Annotated in this window: 17 protein-coding genes; 10 read left to right on the top strand and 7 right to left on the bottom strand. The window is 74.2% G+C overall.

Annotation, left to right across the window (positions count from 1 at the left end; all coding sequences use genetic code 11):
- Positions 1-69: 69 nt before the first annotated feature.
- Both dnaE and FIC82_RS13295 read left to right on the top strand, forming a co-directional pair.
- Positions 70-3,603 (top strand): DNA polymerase III subunit alpha, encoded by a 3,534-nt coding sequence (dnaE, locus tag FIC82_RS13300; protein ID WP_154798857.1) that lies wholly within the window; start codon positions 70-72, stop codon positions 3,601-3,603.
- A 150-nt stretch (positions 3,604-3,753) separates the two neighbouring features.
- Complete coding sequence (locus FIC82_RS13295) at positions 3,754-4,158, top strand: pyridoxamine 5'-phosphate oxidase family protein (RefSeq protein WP_168731850.1); 405 nt, start codon at positions 3,754-3,756, stop codon at positions 4,156-4,158.
- 8 nt (positions 4,159-4,166) lie between these two features.
- On the opposite strand, the gene FIC82_RS13290 is transcribed toward FIC82_RS13295, so the two are convergent.
- Positions 4,167-4,403: an RNA-binding S4 domain-containing protein gene (locus FIC82_RS13290; protein ID WP_053371706.1), complete on the bottom strand. Its 237-nt coding sequence runs from the start codon at positions 4,401-4,403 to the stop codon at positions 4,167-4,169.
- Positions 4,404-4,522: 119 nt separating this feature from the next.
- Here FIC82_RS13290 and hisD point away from each other — a divergent pair, with 119 nt between their 5' ends.
- Positions 4,523-5,848: a histidinol dehydrogenase gene (hisD, locus tag FIC82_RS13285; protein WP_154798856.1), complete on the top strand. Its 1,326-nt coding sequence runs from the start codon at positions 4,523-4,525 to the stop codon at positions 5,846-5,848.
- Between the two features lie 146 nt (positions 5,849-5,994).
- Here the strand turns inward: hisD and FIC82_RS13280 are convergent, their stop codons facing one another.
- The 3 genes from FIC82_RS13280 to FIC82_RS13270 form a co-directional block, all read right to left on the bottom strand.
- Positions 5,995-8,253: a RecQ family ATP-dependent DNA helicase gene (locus tag FIC82_RS13280; protein ID WP_154800253.1), complete on the bottom strand. Its 2,259-nt coding sequence runs from the start codon at positions 8,251-8,253 to the stop codon at positions 5,995-5,997.
- Positions 8,254-8,596: 343 nt separating this feature from the next.
- Entirely contained in the window at positions 8,597-9,628 is a 1,032-nt protein-coding gene (adhP, locus tag FIC82_RS13275; RefSeq protein ID WP_171445709.1) for an alcohol dehydrogenase AdhP, read from the bottom strand.
- A 120-nt stretch (positions 9,629-9,748) separates the two neighbouring features.
- A complete protein-coding gene (locus FIC82_RS13270; RefSeq protein WP_154798855.1) occupies positions 9,749-10,180 on the bottom strand; it encodes a hypothetical protein in 432 nt (143 codons plus the stop codon).
- A gap of 195 nt (positions 10,181-10,375) precedes the next feature.
- Between FIC82_RS13270 and FIC82_RS13265 the strand changes: the two genes are divergently transcribed.
- The 7 genes from FIC82_RS13265 to FIC82_RS13235 all read left to right on the top strand — a co-directional run bounded on the left by FIC82_RS13265 (position 10,376) and on the right by FIC82_RS13235 (position 15,516).
- The gene (locus tag FIC82_RS13265) at positions 10,376-10,900 is read left to right on the top strand and encodes a Rieske (2Fe-2S) protein (protein WP_154798854.1); all 525 of its coding nucleotides are present in this window, start codon (positions 10,376-10,378) and stop codon (positions 10,898-10,900) included.
- Between the two features lie 113 nt (positions 10,901-11,013).
- Entirely contained in the window at positions 11,014-12,177 is a 1,164-nt protein-coding gene (locus FIC82_RS13260) for a histidinol-phosphate transaminase (RefSeq protein ID WP_168731849.1), read from the top strand.
- Positions 12,174-12,773, top strand: a complete 600-nt coding sequence (gene hisB / locus FIC82_RS13255) for an imidazoleglycerol-phosphate dehydratase HisB (protein WP_021482124.1) — start codon at positions 12,174-12,176, stop codon at positions 12,771-12,773. Before FIC82_RS13260 ends, hisB begins: the two co-directional genes overlap by 4 nt.
- On the top strand, positions 12,770-13,282 hold the full coding sequence (locus tag FIC82_RS13250; protein WP_168731848.1) for a hypothetical protein: 513 nt from the start codon (positions 12,770-12,772) through the stop codon (positions 13,280-13,282). The genes hisB and FIC82_RS13250 overlap by 4 nt, the downstream gene beginning before the upstream one ends.
- The gene (hisH, locus tag FIC82_RS13245; protein ID WP_154798853.1) at positions 13,279-13,956 is read left to right on the top strand and encodes an imidazole glycerol phosphate synthase subunit HisH; all 678 of its coding nucleotides are present in this window, start codon (positions 13,279-13,281) and stop codon (positions 13,954-13,956) included. The genes FIC82_RS13250 and hisH overlap by 4 nt, the downstream gene beginning before the upstream one ends.
- A 91-nt stretch (positions 13,957-14,047) precedes the next feature.
- Positions 14,048-14,779: a bifunctional 1-(5-phosphoribosyl)-5-((5-phosphoribosylamino)methylideneamino)imidazole-4-carboxamide isomerase/phosphoribosylanthranilate isomerase PriA gene (gene priA, locus FIC82_RS13240; protein ID WP_168731847.1), complete on the top strand. Its 732-nt coding sequence runs from the start codon at positions 14,048-14,050 to the stop codon at positions 14,777-14,779.
- Positions 14,776-15,516: an SseB family protein gene (locus tag FIC82_RS13235; RefSeq protein ID WP_168731846.1), complete on the top strand. Its 741-nt coding sequence runs from the start codon at positions 14,776-14,778 to the stop codon at positions 15,514-15,516. The genes priA and FIC82_RS13235 overlap by 4 nt, the downstream gene beginning before the upstream one ends.
- Before the next feature lie 66 nt (positions 15,517-15,582).
- On the opposite strand, the gene FIC82_RS13230 is transcribed toward FIC82_RS13235, so the two are convergent.
- The 3 genes from FIC82_RS13230 to FIC82_RS13220 form a co-directional block, all read right to left on the bottom strand.
- Positions 15,583-16,104: a hypothetical protein gene (locus FIC82_RS13230; RefSeq protein WP_154798851.1), complete on the bottom strand. Its 522-nt coding sequence runs from the start codon at positions 16,102-16,104 to the stop codon at positions 15,583-15,585.
- Between the two features lie 100 nt (positions 16,105-16,204).
- Complete coding sequence (locus tag FIC82_RS13225; protein WP_154798850.1) at positions 16,205-16,990, bottom strand: S1C family serine protease; 786 nt, start codon at positions 16,988-16,990, stop codon at positions 16,205-16,207.
- Positions 16,987-17,571 (bottom strand): hypothetical protein, encoded by a 585-nt coding sequence (locus FIC82_RS13220; RefSeq protein WP_253691127.1) that lies wholly within the window; start codon positions 17,569-17,571, stop codon positions 16,987-16,989. Before FIC82_RS13220 ends, FIC82_RS13225 begins: the two co-directional genes overlap by 4 nt.
- Positions 17,572-17,801: the final 230 nt, after the last annotated feature.

The following is a 17,801-nucleotide window of genomic DNA, read 5'->3' as shown; positions in this document are numbered from 1 at the left end:
TGCGGCGCTGCACACCGGAGTCGGCCGACGGTGCCCGAGGGCGTGGGTGCCGCGACTTAGGATCGGTGCATGCCGACCGCCGCAGAGGACTTCGTCCACCTCCACGTCCACACCGAGTACTCGATGCTGGACGGCGCGGCGCGGATCGGGGACCTGTTCGACGAGGTCGAGCGGCTCGGGCAGAAGGCGATCGCGACGACGGACCACGGGTACGTGTTCGGGGCGTTCGAGTTCTGGTCGCGCGCGCAGGCCAAGGGCATCAAGCCGATCATCGGCGTCGAGGCGTACATCACGCCGGGCACGAGCCGGTTCGACCAGACGCGCGTGCGGTTCGGGCAGCAGGGGCAGGAGTCCGACGACGTCTCGGCGCGCGGTGCCTACACCCACATGACGCTCCTCGCCAAGGACAACGAGGGGCTGCACAACCTGTTCCGGGCGTCGTCGCTGGCGTCGCTGGACGGGCAGATGGGCAAGTGGCCCCGTATGGACCGCGACCTGCTCCAGACCTACGGCAAGGGCCTGATCGCGACGAGCGGCTGCCCGTCGGGCGAGATCCAGACGCGCCTGCGCCTCGGCCAGTGGGACGAGGCCGTGCGGACGGCCGGCGAGCTCCAGGACGTCTTCGGGCGCGAGAACTTCTACGTCGAGCTCATGGACCACGGCCTCGACATCGAGACCCGCGTCACCCAGGACCTGCTGCGCCTCGCGGAGACGATCGGCGCGCGGCTCGTCGCGACGAACGACCTGCACTACGTGCGCGAGGACGACGCGTCGAGCCAGGAGGCGCTGCTCGCGATCAACTCGGGATCGACGCTGGACGACCCGGACCGCTTCAAGTTCGACGGGACCGGCTACTACGTGAAGTCGGCGGCGGAGATGCGCCGCGTGTTCGCGGAGCTGCCCGAGGCGTGCGACAACACCCTGCTCATCGCCGAGCAGTGCGAGGTGTCGTTCGACACCACGGCGAACTACATGCCGCGCTTTCCCGTCCCCGAGGGCGAGGACGAGACGAGCTGGTTCGTCAAGGAGATCGAGCGCGGGCTGCACCGCCGGTACCCGAACGGGATCCCGGACGCGTCGCGCAAGCAGGCGCAGTACGAGACCGAGGTCATCATCCAGATGGGCTTCCCGGGGTACTTCCTCGTGGTCGCCGACTTCATCAACTGGGCCAAGGAGCAGGGCATCCGCGTCGGGCCGGGACGTGGCTCGGCGGCCGGGTCGATGGCGTCCTACCTCATGGGGATCACGGAGCTCGACCCGCTCGAGCACGGCCTGATCTTCGAGCGGTTCCTCAACCCCGAGCGGGTGTCGATGCCCGACGTCGACGTCGACTTCGACGAGCGTCGGCGCGGGGAGGTCATCCGGTACGTCACGGAGAAGTACGGGGACGACCGCGTCGCCCAGATCGTCACCTACGGCACGATCAAGGCCAAGCAGGCCCTCAAGGACTCGGCCCGACTGCTGGGATTCCCCTTCGCCATGGGGGAGAAGCTCACCAAGGCGATGCCGCCCGCCGTCATGGGCAAGGACATCCCGCTGTCGGGGATCTTCGACCCGAAGCACGAGCGCTACCCCGAGGCGGCGGAGTTCCGCCAGCTCCACGACACGGACCCCGAGGCGCAGCGCGTCGTCGAGCTCGCGCGCGGCATCGAGGGTCTGAAGCGGCAGTGGGGCGTGCACGCCGCGGGCGTCATCATGTCGAGCGACCCGCTCATCGACATCATCCCGATCATGCGCCGCCCGCAGGACGGCGCGGTCATCACGCAGTTCGACTACCCGACGTCCGAGGGCCTCGGGCTCATCAAGATGGACTTCCTCGGGCTGCGCAACCTCACGATCCTCGACGACGCGCTCGAGAACATCGAGATGAACGGCAAGGACCCGATCGAGATCGAGTCGCTGACGCTCGACGACAAGGCGTCCTACGACCTCCTCGCCCGGGGCGACACGCTCGGCGTGTTCCAGCTCGACGGCGGACCGATGCGCGCGCTGCTGCGGCAGATGAAGCCGGACAAGTTCGACGACCTCTCGGCCGTCATCGCGCTGTACCGCCCGGGTCCGATGGGCATGAACTCGCACACCAACTACGCGCTGCGCAAGAACGGCCTCCAGAAGATCGAGCCGATCCACGCGGAGCTCGAGCAGCCGCTCGCGGAGATCCTGGACGAGACGTACGGGCTCATCGTCTACCAGGAGCAGGTGCAGCGCGCCGCCCAGATCCTCGCCGGGTACTCGCTCGGTCAGGCCGACCTGCTGCGGCGCGCGATGGGCAAGAAGAAGAAGGAGATCCTCGACAAGGAGTTCGTGCCCTTCCAGGCCGGCTGCCGCGAGCGGGGGTACTCCGACGGCGCGATCCAGGCGGTCTGGGACACGCTCGTCCCCTTCGCCGGCTACGCCTTCAACAAGGCGCACTCGGCGGGGTACGGCCTCGTCGCGTACTGGACGGCGTTCCTCAAGGCGAACTACCCGACCGAGTACATGGCGGCGCTCCTGCAGAGCGTGCGCGACGACAAGGACAAGCTGGCCCTCTACCTCAACGAGTGCCGGCGCATGCACATCACGGTGCTGCCGCCTGACGTCAACGACTCGGCGGCGAAGTTCACGGCCGTGGGCGACGACATCCGCTTCGGTCTCACGGGCGTGCGCAACGTCGGCGCGAACGTCGTCGACGCGATCATCCGCACGCGCGAGGAGAAGGGCGCGTTCACGTCCTTCACGGACTTCCTCGACAAGGTGCCCGCCGTCGTCTGCAACAAGCGCACCATCGAGTCGCTCATCAAGGCCGGCGCGTTCGACTCGCTCGGGCACGCCCGGCGGGCACTGCTCGTCGTGCACGAGCAGGCGGTCGACTCGGTCATCAGCGTCAAGCGCGAGGAGGCCAAGGGGCAGTTCGACCTCTTCGCGGACCTCGGTGGCGACGACCCCGCGATGTCCTTCAGCGTGGACGTCCCCGACCTCCCGGACTGGGACAAGAAGCAGCGGCTCGCGTTCGAGCGCGAGATGCTCGGCCTGTACGTCTCGGACCACCCGCTCTCGGGCCTCGAGCACGTGCTCTCGCGCGCCGCGGACACGGGCATCGCGAACCTGCTCGCCGACGAGGGCCGTCCGGATGGTTCGACCGTGGTGGTCGCCGGCCTGGTCACCTCGCTCCAGCGCAAGATGAGCAAGAACGGCAACCCGTGGGCCGCCGTGACGATCGAGGACCTCGAGGGCGCCGTGGAGGTCATGTTCTTCGGCGAGACGTACCTCGCCTACTCCACGATCCTCGCGGAGGACCAGGTGGTCGTGCTCCGTGGCCGCGTGCGTCGTCGGGACGACACGATGCAGCTCCAGGCGATGGAGGTCTCGCTGCCCGACATCACCGTGGGTGCGGAGTCGCCGCTCGCGGTGAAGGTGTCCCACACCCGGTGCGTGGAGCCGATCATCCTGCGCCTGCGCGAGGTGCTCGCGACGCACCCCGGGTCGGCCGAGGTGCACGTCCAGGTGCTCGAGCCCGGCAAGACGACGGTCGTCCGCGCGGGCGACCGGCTGCGCGTCGAGAAGTCACCGGCGCTCTTCGGCGACCTCAAGGCGCTGCTCGGCCCGTCGTGCCTCGTCGGCTGATCCCGATGGCCGAGCAGCCCGTGGAGCCCGGCAGGGGACGGGCGACCGAGACGGGCTCGCGGCTGCTGCGGCGGGGAGCGACGCGCGCACCGCGTGTCCGGTGAGCGGGCTCACGCCGTGCCTGGTGCCGGAGCCCGTAGGCTCGACGCCGTGATCCGCCTCAACCCCGAACAGCTCGTCTTCGTCACCGAGCGCCACCTCGCCACGCTCACCACGCTGCGCGCCGACGGCACGCCGCACGTCGTCCCCGTCGCCTTCACGTGGGACGCCGACGCGGGCGTGCTCCGCATCACGACGAACCGCGCGTCGGTCAAGGCCCGCAACGCGCGGCGGCCGGGCGCGCACGGTGGCGCGCCGCGAGCCGCGGTGTGCCAGGTCGAGGGCGGACGCTGGATCACTCTCGAGGGCACGATCGAGGTCGTCGAGGACCCGGACGAGGTGGCGGACGCCGTCGCGCGCTACGCCCGCCGGTACCGACCGCTCGACCCGAACCCCGAGCGCGTCGTGCTCCGCCTCACGCCTGACAAGGTGATGGCCTCGACCTACATGGCCTGACGGTTCGCTCAGGCGACGGTCGCGCTCTCGGTCCCCTGGGGGTGGTCGACCGAGACGACGTCGCCGCGGTGCAGCTGGCGGCCCCGACGCGTGTCGACCTCGCCGTTGACCCGGACCTCGCCCTCGGTGACGAGCTCGCGCGCCTCGGCGCCGGACTCGGCGAGCCCGGCGAGCTTGAGGAACTGGCCGAGGCGGATGACGTCGTCGGAGATCTCGACCGGGCGGGCGTCGTGAGGGGCGTTCATGCCGCCCATTCTCCCCGCCCGAGCGGGGTGGGCGCGATGCGGTGACCCGCGACCCGCACGGTGCGACCGGTGGGCGAAACACCTCGTCGCAGCGACGTGCGGGCTCCTAGACTCGTCCCATGATCTCCCGCATCGATCTCCGAGGGCGTTCCCTGTCCGCACGCGAGCTCGTCGAGACCCTGCCGCGCGCAGAGCTCGGCGTCGAGGACGCGGCGCATCGGGTCGCCCCGATCGTCGATGCGGTCCGCGCGCGTGGTGCCGAGGCGCTGCGCGAGTACGCCGAGCGGTTCGACGGTGTGCGCCCCGAGCACCTGCGCGTCCCGGTCGACGCGCTCGCCAGCGCGCTGGGCGCCCTCGACCCGGACGTCCGGGCGGGCCTGGAGGAGGCGATCCGCCGCGTGCGGCTCGTGCACGCCGCGCAGCGCCCGCAGGACTTCACGGTCGAGATCGCGCCCGGGGCCCAGGTCCGCCAGCGCTGGGTGCCCGTGCGTCGCGTCGGGCTCTACGCGCCCGGCGGGCTCGCGGTCTACCCGTCGTCCGTCGTGATGAACGTCGTCGCGGCGCAGGAGGCGGGCGTGCGCAGCCTCGCGGTCGCCTCGCCGCCGCAGAAGGAGAACGGCGGCCTCCCGCACCCGACGATCCTCGCGGCGTGCGCGCTGCTCGGTGTCGACGAGGTCTACGCGGTGGGCGGCGCGCAGGCGGTCGCGATGTTCGCCTACGGCGCCGCAGGCAGCGAGCCGCAGGACGGGGACGTGCTCTGCGAGCCGGTCGACGTCGTGACCGGACCGGGGAACGTGTACGTGGCCGCGGCCAAGCGGCTCGTCCGCGGCGTCGTCGGCATCGACGCCGAAGCCGGCCCCACGGAGATCGCGATCCTCGCGGACGCCACCGCCGACCCGGGGCACGTCGCGACGGACCTCATCAGCCAGGCCGAGCACGACCCGCTCGCGGCGGCGGTGCTCGTCACACCGTCGGTCGAGCTCGCCGCCGCGGTCGAGGCGCGCCTCGCAGACCTCGTGACGGCCACGAAGCACGCGGCACGCGTGGCGCAGTCGCTCGCCGGTCCGCAGTCCGCGATCGTGCTCGTGGACGACCTCGAGCACGGTCTCCGGGTGGTCGACGCCTACGGCGCGGAGCACCTCGAGATCCAGGCGGACGGCGCCGCGGCGCTCGCCGAGCGCGTCACGAGCGCGGGCGCGATCTTCGTCGGCCCGTGGTCGCCCGTCTCGCTCGGCGACTACATGGCCGGGTCGAACCACGTGCTCCCGACCGGCGGCTGCGCGCACTTCTCGAGCGGTCTCGGGGTGCACAGCTACGTCAAGGCGGTCCAGGTCATCGAGTACGACCGTGACGCGCTCGAGGACCTGGCGGACCGGATCGTCGCCGTCGCGAACGACGAGGACCTCCCGGCCCACGGCGAGGCGGTGCGGGCCCGGTTCGTCTGACGCCGTGCGCGAGGTCCGCCCGTGCGGCGCGCGGACCTCGCGCGAACCCGGTGCCTCGACGGCGCCGCGCCCCTTCGGCGTGACGCGCACCGAGGCCCGCACGTGCCCTGCACGCGGTGTGGCGCGCGCCGGGTCGCCCGCCCGGCTCAGCGCACGCCGAGGACGAACGGGTGCACCGCCGTCGCACCCGCCTGGCGCAGCAGTCGTGCCGCGACGGTGAGCGTCCACCCCGACTCCGTGTAGTCGTCGACGAGGAGCACACGCCGCCCGGACAGCCCGGCCCGTGCGGCGTCCGACAGCTCGAGCTGCAGGCGGCCCGCGACGGCTGCGAGGCGTGTCGCCGAGTTCACGTCGTGGCGGCCCGGCTCCTCGCGCCCCGGGACGGGGCCGACGGCGCCGATGAGCGGCTTGCCGAGGTAGGTCGCGAGCCCGTTCGCGAGGTGGAAGGTCAGGCGCGGTCGGGTCACGGAACGCACCGCGACGACGCCGTCGACCAGCAGCCGACGCTCCGGCGCGCTCGCCGCCCCGTCCTCGCCGGTGTCGGCGTCCGGAGCGGCCTGGGGAGCGCCCTCGTACAGCTCCGGCCACTCGTCGAGCACCCGCGCTGCCGCGCGCCGGAGCGCGACGGGCGTGTCGCCGTCGGGCGTCGCGGGGGCGAAGAGCTCGCGCAGCGGCGCGGACCAGCCGAGCCCGTCGAGGCGGGCGACGGCCCGTCCGGTCTCGGCGAGCTCGCCCGCGCCGAGCCGCCCGCGCAGGTCGAGCCCGAGACGGTCCATTCCGCTCGGCCACTGGCGGCGCGCGACGACCTCGACCCCGGGGCGATCCATGTCGGCGCGCGCCGCGGCGACGGCCTCCGCGTCGGGGAGCGCCGGGAGCGTCACGCCGCCGCACGTGTCGCAGCGCCCGCAGCGCCACCCGTCCTCGAGCTCCGGATCGTCGAGCGCCGCGCGCAGGAACGCCATGCGGCACCCGTCGGTGGCCTCGTAGTCGAGCATCGCCTGCTGCTCCGCGGTGCGGGTCGCGTCGACACGCTCGTACCGCTCGGCGTCGTAGGTCCACGGCTCGCCCGTGGCCTCCCAGCCGCCCTTGACGCGCCGGACCGCGCCGTCGACGTCGAGCACCTTGAGCATGCCTTCGAGGCGTGAGCGCTTGAGGTCGACCTGCGTCTCGAGCTGCGCGACGGACTGCGTGCCGCCCGCGCCCAGGGCGTCGAGCGTCGTGCGGACCTGCGCCTGCGGCGGGAACGCGGTCGAGGCGAACCACTCCCAGATGCGCCGGTCCTCCTCGCCGGGCAGCAGCACGACGACGGCCGAGTCCACGCCACGGCCCGCGCGCCCGACCTGCTGGTAGTAGGCGATGGGCGAGCTCGGTGCGCCGAGGTGCACGACGAACGCGAGGTCGGGCTTGTCGAAGCCCATCCCGAGCGCCGAGGTCGCCACCAGCGCCTTGACCCGGTTCTCCTTGAGGTCCTCCTCCAGCCGCTCGCGCTCGGCCGGGTCGGTCTGGCCCGTGTACGAGGCGACGGCGAGGCCCGCGGCGCGGAGCTGGCTCGCGACCTGCTCGGCCGCGGAGACGGTGAGGCAGTAGACGATGCCCGAGCCGTCGACGTCCTGCAGCGCCTCGACGAGCCACGCGACGCGCGTCGGCTGGTCCGGCAGGCGCAGGACGGCGAGGTGGAGGGACTCGCGGTCGAGGCCGCCGCGCAGGACGAGCACGTCCTCGTGCCCCGCCTCGCCGCCGGCACCGGTGCCCGCTCCGGACGCGTGGGCGGCGGTCACGCCGAGCTGCTCCGCGACGTCCGCGGTCACGCGCTCGTTCGCCGTCGCGGTCGTCGCGAGCACGGGGATGCCGGGCGGGAGGTCGGCGAGCAGCGTGCGGATGCGCCGGTAGTCGGGGCGGAAGTCGTGGCCCCAGTCCGAGATGCAGTGCGCCTCGTCGATGACGACGAGTCCCGCGTCGGCGGCGAGCCGGGGAAGCACCTCGTCACGGAAGCCGGGGTTGTTGAGGCGCTCGGGCGAGCACAGCAGCACGTCGACCTCGCCCGCAGCGATCGCGCGGTGGACGTCGTCCCACTCCGTGACGTTGGCCGAGTTGATGGTGACGGCCTTGATGCCCGCCCGGGCCGCGGCCGAGATCTGGTCGCGCATGAGCGCGAGGAGCGGGGAGACGATGACGGTCGGACCTGCGCCGCGGTCGCGCAGCAGACGCGTGGCCACGAAGTACACGGCGGACTTGCCCCAGCCGGTGCGCTGCACGACGAGCGCACGCCGCCGGAACGCGACGAGCGCCTCGATCGCCCGCCACTGGTCCTCGCGCAGCACCGCGTCGTCGCGGCCGACGAGCGCGCGCAGCGCCGTCTCGGCGTCCTCGCGCAGGGACTGGCCGTCGAGCAGCCCGCGCAGCATGGCGAGCTTGGCCCGCTTGGCGGCCTCCCCGCCGTCGGGCGCGGGGGAGTGCGCACCGGCAGGTACGGCGGTGCCGTCCGCTGCCTCCGCGCGCGGCTCCGGTGCCGCGTCCGGTCCGGGCCCCGACGGCGCGGCCCCTGCCCAGGGGTCGCCGTACGGGTCGGCGGGCTCGTCGAGCGGCGGCTCGTCGGCCGGGTCGAAGGGCAGGTCGGCGTACGGGTCGGTGGGGCTCACCCGCACGATCGTAGGCGCACCCGCCGACCCTCGGGTCGTCGTGCACAGGCCGCGGCCCGCGACCCCGGGGACGGGTCGCGGGCCGCGGTACGGGTCGGTGCGGTGCGCGTCAGGACCGCATGTCCATGACGATGCGCCCGTCGATCGCGCCCTCCTCCATCTCGGAGAAGATCGCGTTGATGTCGTCGAGCGGGCGCACGGCGAACGTCGGGTTGATCTTCCCGCGCGCGAAGAAGTCGAGCGCCTCCGCCATGTCCTTGCGCGTGCCGACGATCGACCCGCGGACCGTCAGCCCGAACAGCACGGTCGTGAAGATGTCGAGCGGGAACTTCTCCGGCGGGAGGCCGACGAGCGAGACCGTGCCCCCGCGGCGCAGGGCGCCGACCGCCTGCGGGAACGCGTGCGCGTTCACGGCGGTCACGAGCGCGCCGTGGACGCCGCCGCCGGTCTGCTCCTGGATCTCGGCCGCGGCGTCGGGTGACGTGGCCGCGTTGACCGTGACCTCCGCTCCGTGCTTGCGCGCGAGCGCGAGCTTCTCGTCGTCGACGTCGACCGCGGCGACGCGGCGACCCATCGCGACCGCGTACTGGACCGCGATGTGCCCGAGGCCGCCGATCCCCGAGATCAGCACCCACTCGCCCGGCTGGGTGTCCGTGACCTTGAGCCCCTTGTAGACGGTGACGCCCGCGCACAGGATCGGCCCGACGGCGGACAGGTCGACCCCGTCCGGGACCACCGGGCAGTACCGCGAGTCGACGAGCATGTACTGGCCGAACGAGCCGTCGACCGAGTAGCCGCCGTTCTTCTGGTTCGGGCAGAGGGTCTCCCACCCGGTCTCGCAGTACTCGCACTCGCCGCACGCGCTCCACAGCCAGGCGTTGCCGACCGTGTCGCCGACCTGGACGCGCGTCACCTGGTCGCCGACGGCGACGACGGTCCCGACCCCCTCATGGCCCGGGACGAACGGGGGCGACGGCTTGACCGGCCAGTCGCCGTGCGCGGCGTGCAGGTCCGTGTGGCACACGCCGGTGTAGTCGACCTTCACCAGCGCCTCGTGCGGACCCGGCGACGGGACCTCGATCTCGTCGACGCTCAGCGGGTCCGCGAAGGAGTGGACGACGGCGGCACGCATGGTGGGCATGGCGATCACCTCGGATCTCGGGGAGAGGACGTCCCGGCGGGCCGTGCCGACGGTCCCGCCTCCCTCCTGACGTTACGTGCCGGAGGTCGCGACCGCCCGGCAGGGGGGCGAACAGGCGACTCACGACCCTGCAGGCCGGGACCTTCGCCTCTCCACGACGAGGGCGAGCGTCCCGGCGACGACGGCGACCCACTCGCTGACGGCCGCGAGCACCTGCTGGGTGCCGCCGACCGTCTCGTTGACCCCGAAGAAACCCACGGTCGTCGACAGGTAGAACGCGGCGAGGGTCAGCGCGCCGAAGCCGATCGCGCCGAGGAGCGGGAGCCAGTGCCGCCAGACGAGCACGAGCAGGCCGAGGAGGAGGCCCGCGGCGGCGTTGAGAGCGAAGAGCGGCCCGACGACCTCGATGTCGCGGTAGCCCTCGACGAACAGCACGAGGTGGATGTCGGCGGAGAGCAGCAACCCTGCGGCCGTGAGCCCGCGCAGCGTCCACGCGCCGAGCGCGCGCCCCTCGCGCGGGGGAGGGACGGGCGTGCCGCCGGTCGCCGTCATCGTCGCTCCTCGGGTCGTCCCGTGGTGCTGTCCTCCGCCCCGCGCCGCCGTTCCGCGGCCGGGTGCCGGTCCGGGAGTCCGGGCGCGTGCCCGCGCCCCCGGTGCTTCAATTGAACCGCCGACGGCGGTTCGCCGCGCGCCGGGCGGCGACGACCGGGCGGTCCCGCCCGTCGAGGAGCCCGCGGGAGGCCACCGATGAACGTTCTTCCCTCGCACGACGACACGCCGCTCGCCACGCACGTCACGCAGCCCGGTACGCAGCCGGTCTCGCTGCCCACGCGCCGCGTCGTGCTCTCCGGGACCGGGGCGGGTGCGATGGCGCTCCTGCTCGCGGCGTGCGGGGGCGGGGCGCCCTCGGGCACCCAGGACGGCCAGGGGTCGGGGGACGGGTCCGACGGCGGGGGCGACGGGTCGCAGCTCGTCGGGCCGGGTCAGGTGCTCGCCGGCGCGGACGACGTGCCGGTGGGGGGCGCCCTCGCGGTGACCGTCGACGGCGAGCAGCTTCTCGTCACCCAGCCCGAGGAAGGGACGTTCGCGGCGTTCAGCGCGATCTGCACGCACCAGGGCTGCACCGTGGCACCGGGGGACGGTGAGCTCGTGTGCCCGTGCCACGCGTCGCGCTACGACCTCGCGACCGGGGCGGTGCTCGGCGGCCCGGCGCCCTCGCCGCTGCCGGAGGTGCCCGTGACGGTCGACGGCGGCGAGGTCACCTCGACCTGAGGGGCGGCGACGTCGACCGTCCGCCGACCAGCGCGTGCCGGCGACCGGGCCCGCGGTGCCCGCGTGCCGGACGTCACGGGCCGCACGTGTCGTGCGGTTCGTAGACTGTCCGGGTGACCCCACCCTCCGTCGCGGGACGGCCCCTGCTCCCGCTGCGCCCCGAGCTCGCCGGCATCGAGCCGTACGGCGCACCGCAGCTCGACGTCCCGGTCCTGCTCAACGTCAACGAGAACCCGCACGCGCCGAGCGAGGCCGTCGTCGAGACCATCACGCAGGCCGTGCGCGACGCCGCCGCGGGACTCAACCGCTACCCGGACCGCGACTTCCTCGGGCTCCGCGCCGATCTTGCGCGCTACCTGGGCGCCGAGTCCGGCGTCGCGCTGGCCGCCGAGCAGCTCTGGGCCGCCAACGGGTCGAACGAGATCATGCTCCACGTGCTGCAGGCGTTCGGCGGCCCCGGACGCACCGCGGTCTCGTTCGCGCCCACCTACTCGATGTACCCGGAGTACGCGCGGGACACGCACACCGGCTGGGTCGTCGGCCGGCGCGCCGAGGACTTCACGCTGGACCCCGAGCACGCGCGCGACGTGATCGCGCGCGAGCAGCCGTCCGTCGTCCTGCTCGCGAGCCCCAACAACCCGACCGGCACGGCGCTGCCCGCCGCGACGGTCGAGGCCGTGTGCGAGGCGGCGCTCGCGGTGCGGGTGCCGCTCGCCGACGGCAGGGAGGCGCCCGCCGTCGTCGTCGTGGACGAGGCGTACGGCGAGTTCCGCCGTGCCGGGACGCCCTCCGCGCTCGAGCTGCTCGACCGCTTCCCGAACCTTGCGGTGACGCGCACGATGTCCAAGGCGTTCGCGCTCGCCGGTGCCCGGGTCGGCTACCTCGCGGCGTCGCGCGAGCTCGTCGACGCCCTGCGCGTGGTCCGGCTCCCGTACCACCTGTCGGCCGTGACGCAGGCGGTCGCGCGCGCGGCCCTCGCGCACGCGGACGAGCTGCTCGCGCAGGTCTCGGAGCTGCGCGCGCGCCGTGACGAGACCGTCGCGTGGCTGCGTTCGCTCCGCCACCCGGACGGCCGTCCGCTCGAGGTCGCCGACTCCGACGCGAACTTCGTCCTGTTCGGCACGTTCGAGGACCGGCACGCGGTCTGGGCGGCGATGTTGGAGCGAGGCGTGCTCATCCGGGAGACTGGTCCCGACGGCTGGCTGCGGGTGTCGATCGGCACCGGCGAGGAGATGCGGGCCTTCCGACAGGCCCTCGTGGAGGTGGCAGGACTGTGAAGCGCACCGCGCGCATCGAGCGCGCGACGTCCGAGTCGAGCGTGCTCGTCGAGCTCGACCTCGACGGCACGGGACGGACGGAGATCTCGACGACCGTCCCGTTCTACGACCACATGCTCACGGCGCTGGGCAAGCACTCGCTCATCGACCTCAAGGTCGTCGCGACGGGTGACACGCACATCGACGCGCACCACACGGTCGAGGACGTGGCGATCACGATCGGCGAGGCGCTGCGCGTCGCGCTCGGCGACAAGGTGGGCATCGGGCGCTTCGGCGATGCGACCGTCCCGCTCGACGAGGCCCTCGCGCTCGCCGTCGTGGACGTGTCCGGGCGCCCGTACCTCGTGCACTCGGGCGAGCCGGAGGGCCAGGAGTACCACCTCATCGGCGGGCACTTCACGGGCTCCCTGACGCGGCACGTGCTCGAGTCGATCGCGCACCACGCGGGCATCTGCATCCACGTGCGCGTCCTCGCGGGCCGAGACCCGCACCACATCGTCGAGGCGCAGTTCAAGGCGCTCGCCCGCGCGCTGCGCGCCGCGGTGGCCCCCGACCCGCGCGTCGAGGGCGTCCCGTCCACGAAGGGGGCCCTGTGAGCACGCACGGCGACGACGCGCTGGACGGCGTCGAGATCCCGGACGACCTCTCGTCCCTGACGGGCCCGACGCGGCCGGACCTCGTCGCGCTCGTCACGCAGATCGCCGGGGCCGAGCCCCTCGCCGCCGCGTGCTCGCTCGCACAGGTCGAGGCGGACGTCGTGCCGACCGACGTGGGCGCCGTCGCGGTGCTCCGCGACACGGCCGGCGACGCGCCCGCGCACGCCGCCGCCGCGCTGACCACCCTGGTCAAGGGCGTGCCGCTCGTGCTCGTCGTGCGCAGCGGCGAGCAGCTCACCATGACGCGCTGGGCCGACGGCGCCGTGGGCGACCAGCTCGCCCCGGGCCTCGTGCTCGGCGGCGCGCCGGAGGCGCTCGAGGACCTCCTCACGGGCACGACGACGCTCGCCGACCTGGACGGCGTCGTCGCGAGCTCGTCCATCTCGCGCTGGAAGGCGATGCGCCTGCTCACGTCGGCCGCTCGCCGCGCCCGGAAGAGCGGCGCATGAGCGAGCCGGGAACCGGCGAGACCTCGGGCGTGCGGCGCCCGTCCGTCGTCGTGCTCGACTATGGCTTCGGCAACGTCCGCTCGGCCGTGCGCGCGCTCGAGCGCGTCGGCGCGGACGTCGAGCTCACCGCCGACCGGGCCGCGGCCCAGGACGCGGACGGGCTCGTCGTCCCCGGGGTGGGCGCGTTCGCCGCCGTCATGGCCGGGCTGCGTGGGGTCCGCGGCGACGAGATCGTCGGACGGCGCCTCGCCGGCGGGCGGCCCGTGCTGGGCATCTGCGTGGGCATGCAGGTCATGTTCGAGCAGGGCGACGAGCACGGCACCCTGACCGACGGGCTGGGGGAGTGGGCCGGCCTGGTCGACCGGCTCGAGGCGGACGTCGTGCCGCACATGGGCTGGGACACGGTCGACGTCCCCGAGGACAGCGTGCTGTTCCGCGGCGTCGAGGACGAGCGCTTCTACTTCGTGCACTCCTACGCCGCCCGGTCGTTCACCACGGGCCAGGACCTGCCCGCGGACTCGCCCGTCCGGCGTCCGCTCGTCACCTGGTCCGACCACGGTGGCCGGTTCGTCGCGGCCGTCGAGAACGGGCCCCTGTCCGCGACGCAGTTCCACCCCGAGAAGTCCGGCGACGCGGGCGCGACCCTGCTCGAGAACTGGGTCCGCTCGCTCTGACGCACCAGCGCGCCGGGCGAACCTCGTCCGGCGCGCGCCACCCGGCGCGGCAGCGCCTCGTACCCGAGTACCGACACCGATGGAGACCCTCGTGACCGACCGCCTCGTGCTGCTCCCCGCCGTCGACGTCGCCGACGGCCAGGCCGTCCGCCTCGTCCAGGGCGAGGCCGGCTCCGAGACCTCGTACGGCGACCCGCTCGCCGCCGCGCTCGACTGGCAGTCGGGCGGTGCCGAGTGGATCCACCTCGTCGACCTCGACGCCGCGTTCGGCCGTGGCTCCAACGCGGAGCTGCTCGCCGACGTCGTCGCGCGCTTGGACGTCCAGGTCGAGCTCTCCGGCGGGATCCGCGACGACGTGTCGCTCGAGCGCGCGCTCGCCACGGGTGCGCGGCGCGTCAACCTCGGCACGGCCGCGCTCGAGGACCCGGAGTGGACCGCGAAGGTCATCGCCGAGCACGGCGACGCGATCGCCGTCGGGCTCGACGTGCGCGGCACCACGCTCGCGGCGCGCGGGTGGACGCAGGAGGGCGGCGACCTGTGGGAGGTCCTCGACCGGCTCGAAGCCGCCGGGTGCGCGCGCTACGTCGTCACGGACGTGACCAAGGACGGCACGCTGCGCGGGCCGAACATCGACCTCCTGCGCGACGTCGCGGCGCGCACGGACGCGCCGGTCGTCGCGTCGGGCGGCATCTCGAGCCTCGCGGACCTCGAGGCGCTGCGCGCGCTCGTCCCGGCGGGCGTCGAGGGCGCGATCGTGGGCAAGGCCCTCTACGCGGGCGCGTTCACGCTGCCCCAGGCGCTCGACGTCGCGGGCCGGCCGTGACCGTGGGCCCGGACTCCCCGGGGAAGCCGCTGCCGCCGTCGTCCGGGTTCGCGGGCGACGACGGGTCGGCCGACCCGGCGCTGGCCGCCCTGCTCGACGCCTACGCGGCGGGGTCGGCCCCGTTGGCCGACGTCGTCGCGCGGCTCGGCGAGACGCGCGTCCTCGTCCCGATCCTCGCCGAGCTTGAGAGCTCCGGCGAGGGCGACCACGGGCACACGGTCGACAAGGAGGCCTCGGCCGGGGTCGTCGCGATCGAGGCGCCGGACGGGCGCCGCGCGCTCCCGGTGTTCACGTCCGTCACGGCCATGACCGCGTGGCGCGCGAGCGCTCGGCCCGTGCCCGTCGACGCGCGCCGCGCGGCGCTGTCCGCCGTGAGCGAGGACTGGTCGCTGCTCGTCCTCGACCCGGGCGGTCCGGTGACGGCCCTCGTCCCGCGCCCGGCCGTGTGGGCGCTCGCCCAAGGCAAGGACTGGTCGCCCGCCGTCGTCGACGGCGTGGTGGTCCCCGAGGTGCTCGCCGCGGTCCAGGGTGCGCTCGCCGGGATCCCGCACGTCGCGCGGGTCTGGGCAGAGCCGGGACGGCGCGCCGAGGTCGCCGTCGTGCTGCGCATCGACGCCGGGCTGGACCGTGCAGGGCTCGACGCCGTGCTCGGGCAGGTCAACGGCGCGCTCGCGACGGACGCGACCGTGTCGGAGCGCGTCGACGGCCTCGAGCTGCGCATCGGTCGCGCCGACTGATCGCTCGCGTCGACCGGTCGGTCGCGCGGTCGGGCGCAGCGGCGGTCCTGCCGCCCGCGGGGTCGGTCAGCGGCGGCGCAGGCGGCTCAGGCCCCACGCGAGCGCGGCCGAGAACGCGACGACCGCGCCGAGCGCCTGCCCGCCGAGGATCACGCGGTTGAGGTCCAGCGCGGGCTGCCAGCGCACGCCCCCGTCGTCGACGACGTAGACGCCCTTGGCGACGACGCGGACCCCGAAGCCCCCACCGCCGCCCGAGCCCTCGCCGCCCGCCTCGCCACCGGCGTTCCCGGAGCCGGGGTCGGACGACGAGCCGGCGTCCCCGTCCGTCACCTCGGCCGCGGGCTCGGGGGCGGCCGCCGCGCCGCCGCGGCGACGCCAGTCGGCGGCGCCCTTGCCGGACAGCTCGCCGGCGCCGGAGCCCCAGCCGGAGCCGGTGCCGCCCCAGACGGTCGCGACCGGGATGACGAGCGTGCCGTCGCGTTCGTAGGACTCCCCGAAGACGCGACGCACGGTGAGCGTGTCGCGTGCTGCGTGGGTGATGTGCGCCGGGTCGACCGGGGGCGTGTCCGAGCTCGCGTGTGTGCTCATGCCAGGAAGGGTAGACCTGGCGTCCGGGGTGCGCGCGGGCTGCGGCGCGGCAGGTCGAGCGGACCTGCCGCACCGTCTGCCGCACCTCCTGCGGGAGTGGTCAGGCGTCGCACTCCGGGAGGGCGGTGAACGCCGACTCGTCGCCGAGCATCGTCTGGAGCGTGCTCACCGGGACGAGCAGCGACTTGTCGGTCGACGTCTTCGCGTAGACGACGCCGATCACCTCCCCGGCGTCGTTGAGCGCCGCGGAGCCGGAGCTCCCCGGCTCGACCGGGGCGTCCGTGACGAGCACCTCGCCGAGGTTCTCGTTCAGGGGGTCCGTCGTCGTCCCGATGACGGACCCCTGCGTCACCGTGAGCCGCCCGCCCTCGGGGTAGCCCACGACGGTCACCGGGTCGCCCGGCGCCGGGTCGGCGGCCGCGAGCGTCGGTGCCGACGGGAGGTCCTCCGCCGTCCGGACGATCGCGAGGTCCGCGAGGCCCGCCACGCTCGCCGTCTGGGCGGCGATGTCACGGCCGTCGTACGTGAGGAGCTGGAGCGACCGCGACGAGTCGACCACGTGCTTGTTGGTGATCAACGTCCGGGAGTCGACCGCGAACCCGGAGCCGGTCGAGAGCCCGTCGCACCGGACGTTGCGGATGCGCACCGCCATGCGCCGGACGGCGTCGAACCCGTCCGGCGAGAGGTTCTCGGAGCCGGCCGGGTCGTCGGGCGCCACGAGCGAGGGGACGACCGTCTCCGGGACGGGCTCGGGCAGCTCCGGCAGGACGCCGCACGCCGCGAGCGGGCTGGCGAGCAGCGCGACGGAGACGAGCGGCGCGACGACGCGCCCCACGGCGCGCCGAGCCGTGCCCTCGGCGGTAGACCTGGGTCGACCCCGCGTCATCCGGCGAGCTCCTGCTGGAGCTGGGCGTTGGCGTCCGTCGCCTCCTGGCACAGCAGGTCCACCTGGTCGGCGAAGCGCTCCAGGTCGGCAGGGTCGTACGCGTCGCGGTTGTTGAGGTAGCCGATGAGCTGCGTCTGCGCCGTCGTGCACTGGCCGAGCGCCGCGGCGACCTTGCCCGCCGCCTCGGAGACCCGGCTCTGGTAGTCGAGGTACTGCTGGGACGCCTCGTTCTCGTCCCCGAGCTGTGCCTTCTCGTTGGCGAGGTCGCTGATGCGGTCCTGCGCGGCGGTGAGCTGGGTGCGCGCGGACTCGAGCTCCGCGTTCGCGCCGTCGAGCTCCGTCTGGAGCCGGGCGACGTCCTCGCCCAGGCCGCGGGCCTCGCCTTCCCAGTCCGCGCTCGTCTCCTGCCAGCGCGTCGTGGTGACCCACAGGTAGGCGCCCACCCCCAGGGCGGCCGCGAGGAGGAGGGACAGCACCACGATCGCCACCACGGCGCCGCGGCGGCGGCGCGGCGCCGCCACGTCCCCGGCGGCGAGCGGCGCTCCGTCCGGTCCCGGTGCGCCGGCGCCCGGTGCGCCCACGCTCGGGGGGACGGCGGCCGAGACATCGCCCGCGCCGACGGCGCCGGGCGACGCGTCCGGGGCCGTCCCCCGAGGCGCCGCGGAGGCCGGGGCGAACGACGGCGGCCCGCCGGCCGGCGACGGTGCGCCCGGGACCGCGGGCGGCGTCGCCCCCCGCGGAACGCTCTGCGGCCGGGCCGGCGACGGCGGCGGACCCTGCGGCGGCTCGTGGGACCCGCCGTGCGGCGGCG

This window comes from Cellulosimicrobium protaetiae (assembly GCF_009708005.2).
Lineage (GTDB): Bacteria > Actinomycetota > Actinomycetes > Actinomycetales > Cellulomonadaceae > Cellulosimicrobium > Cellulosimicrobium protaetiae.
Note: the sequence above shows the minus strand (reverse complement) of the source record. Positions and strands in the feature narration are given on the sequence as shown.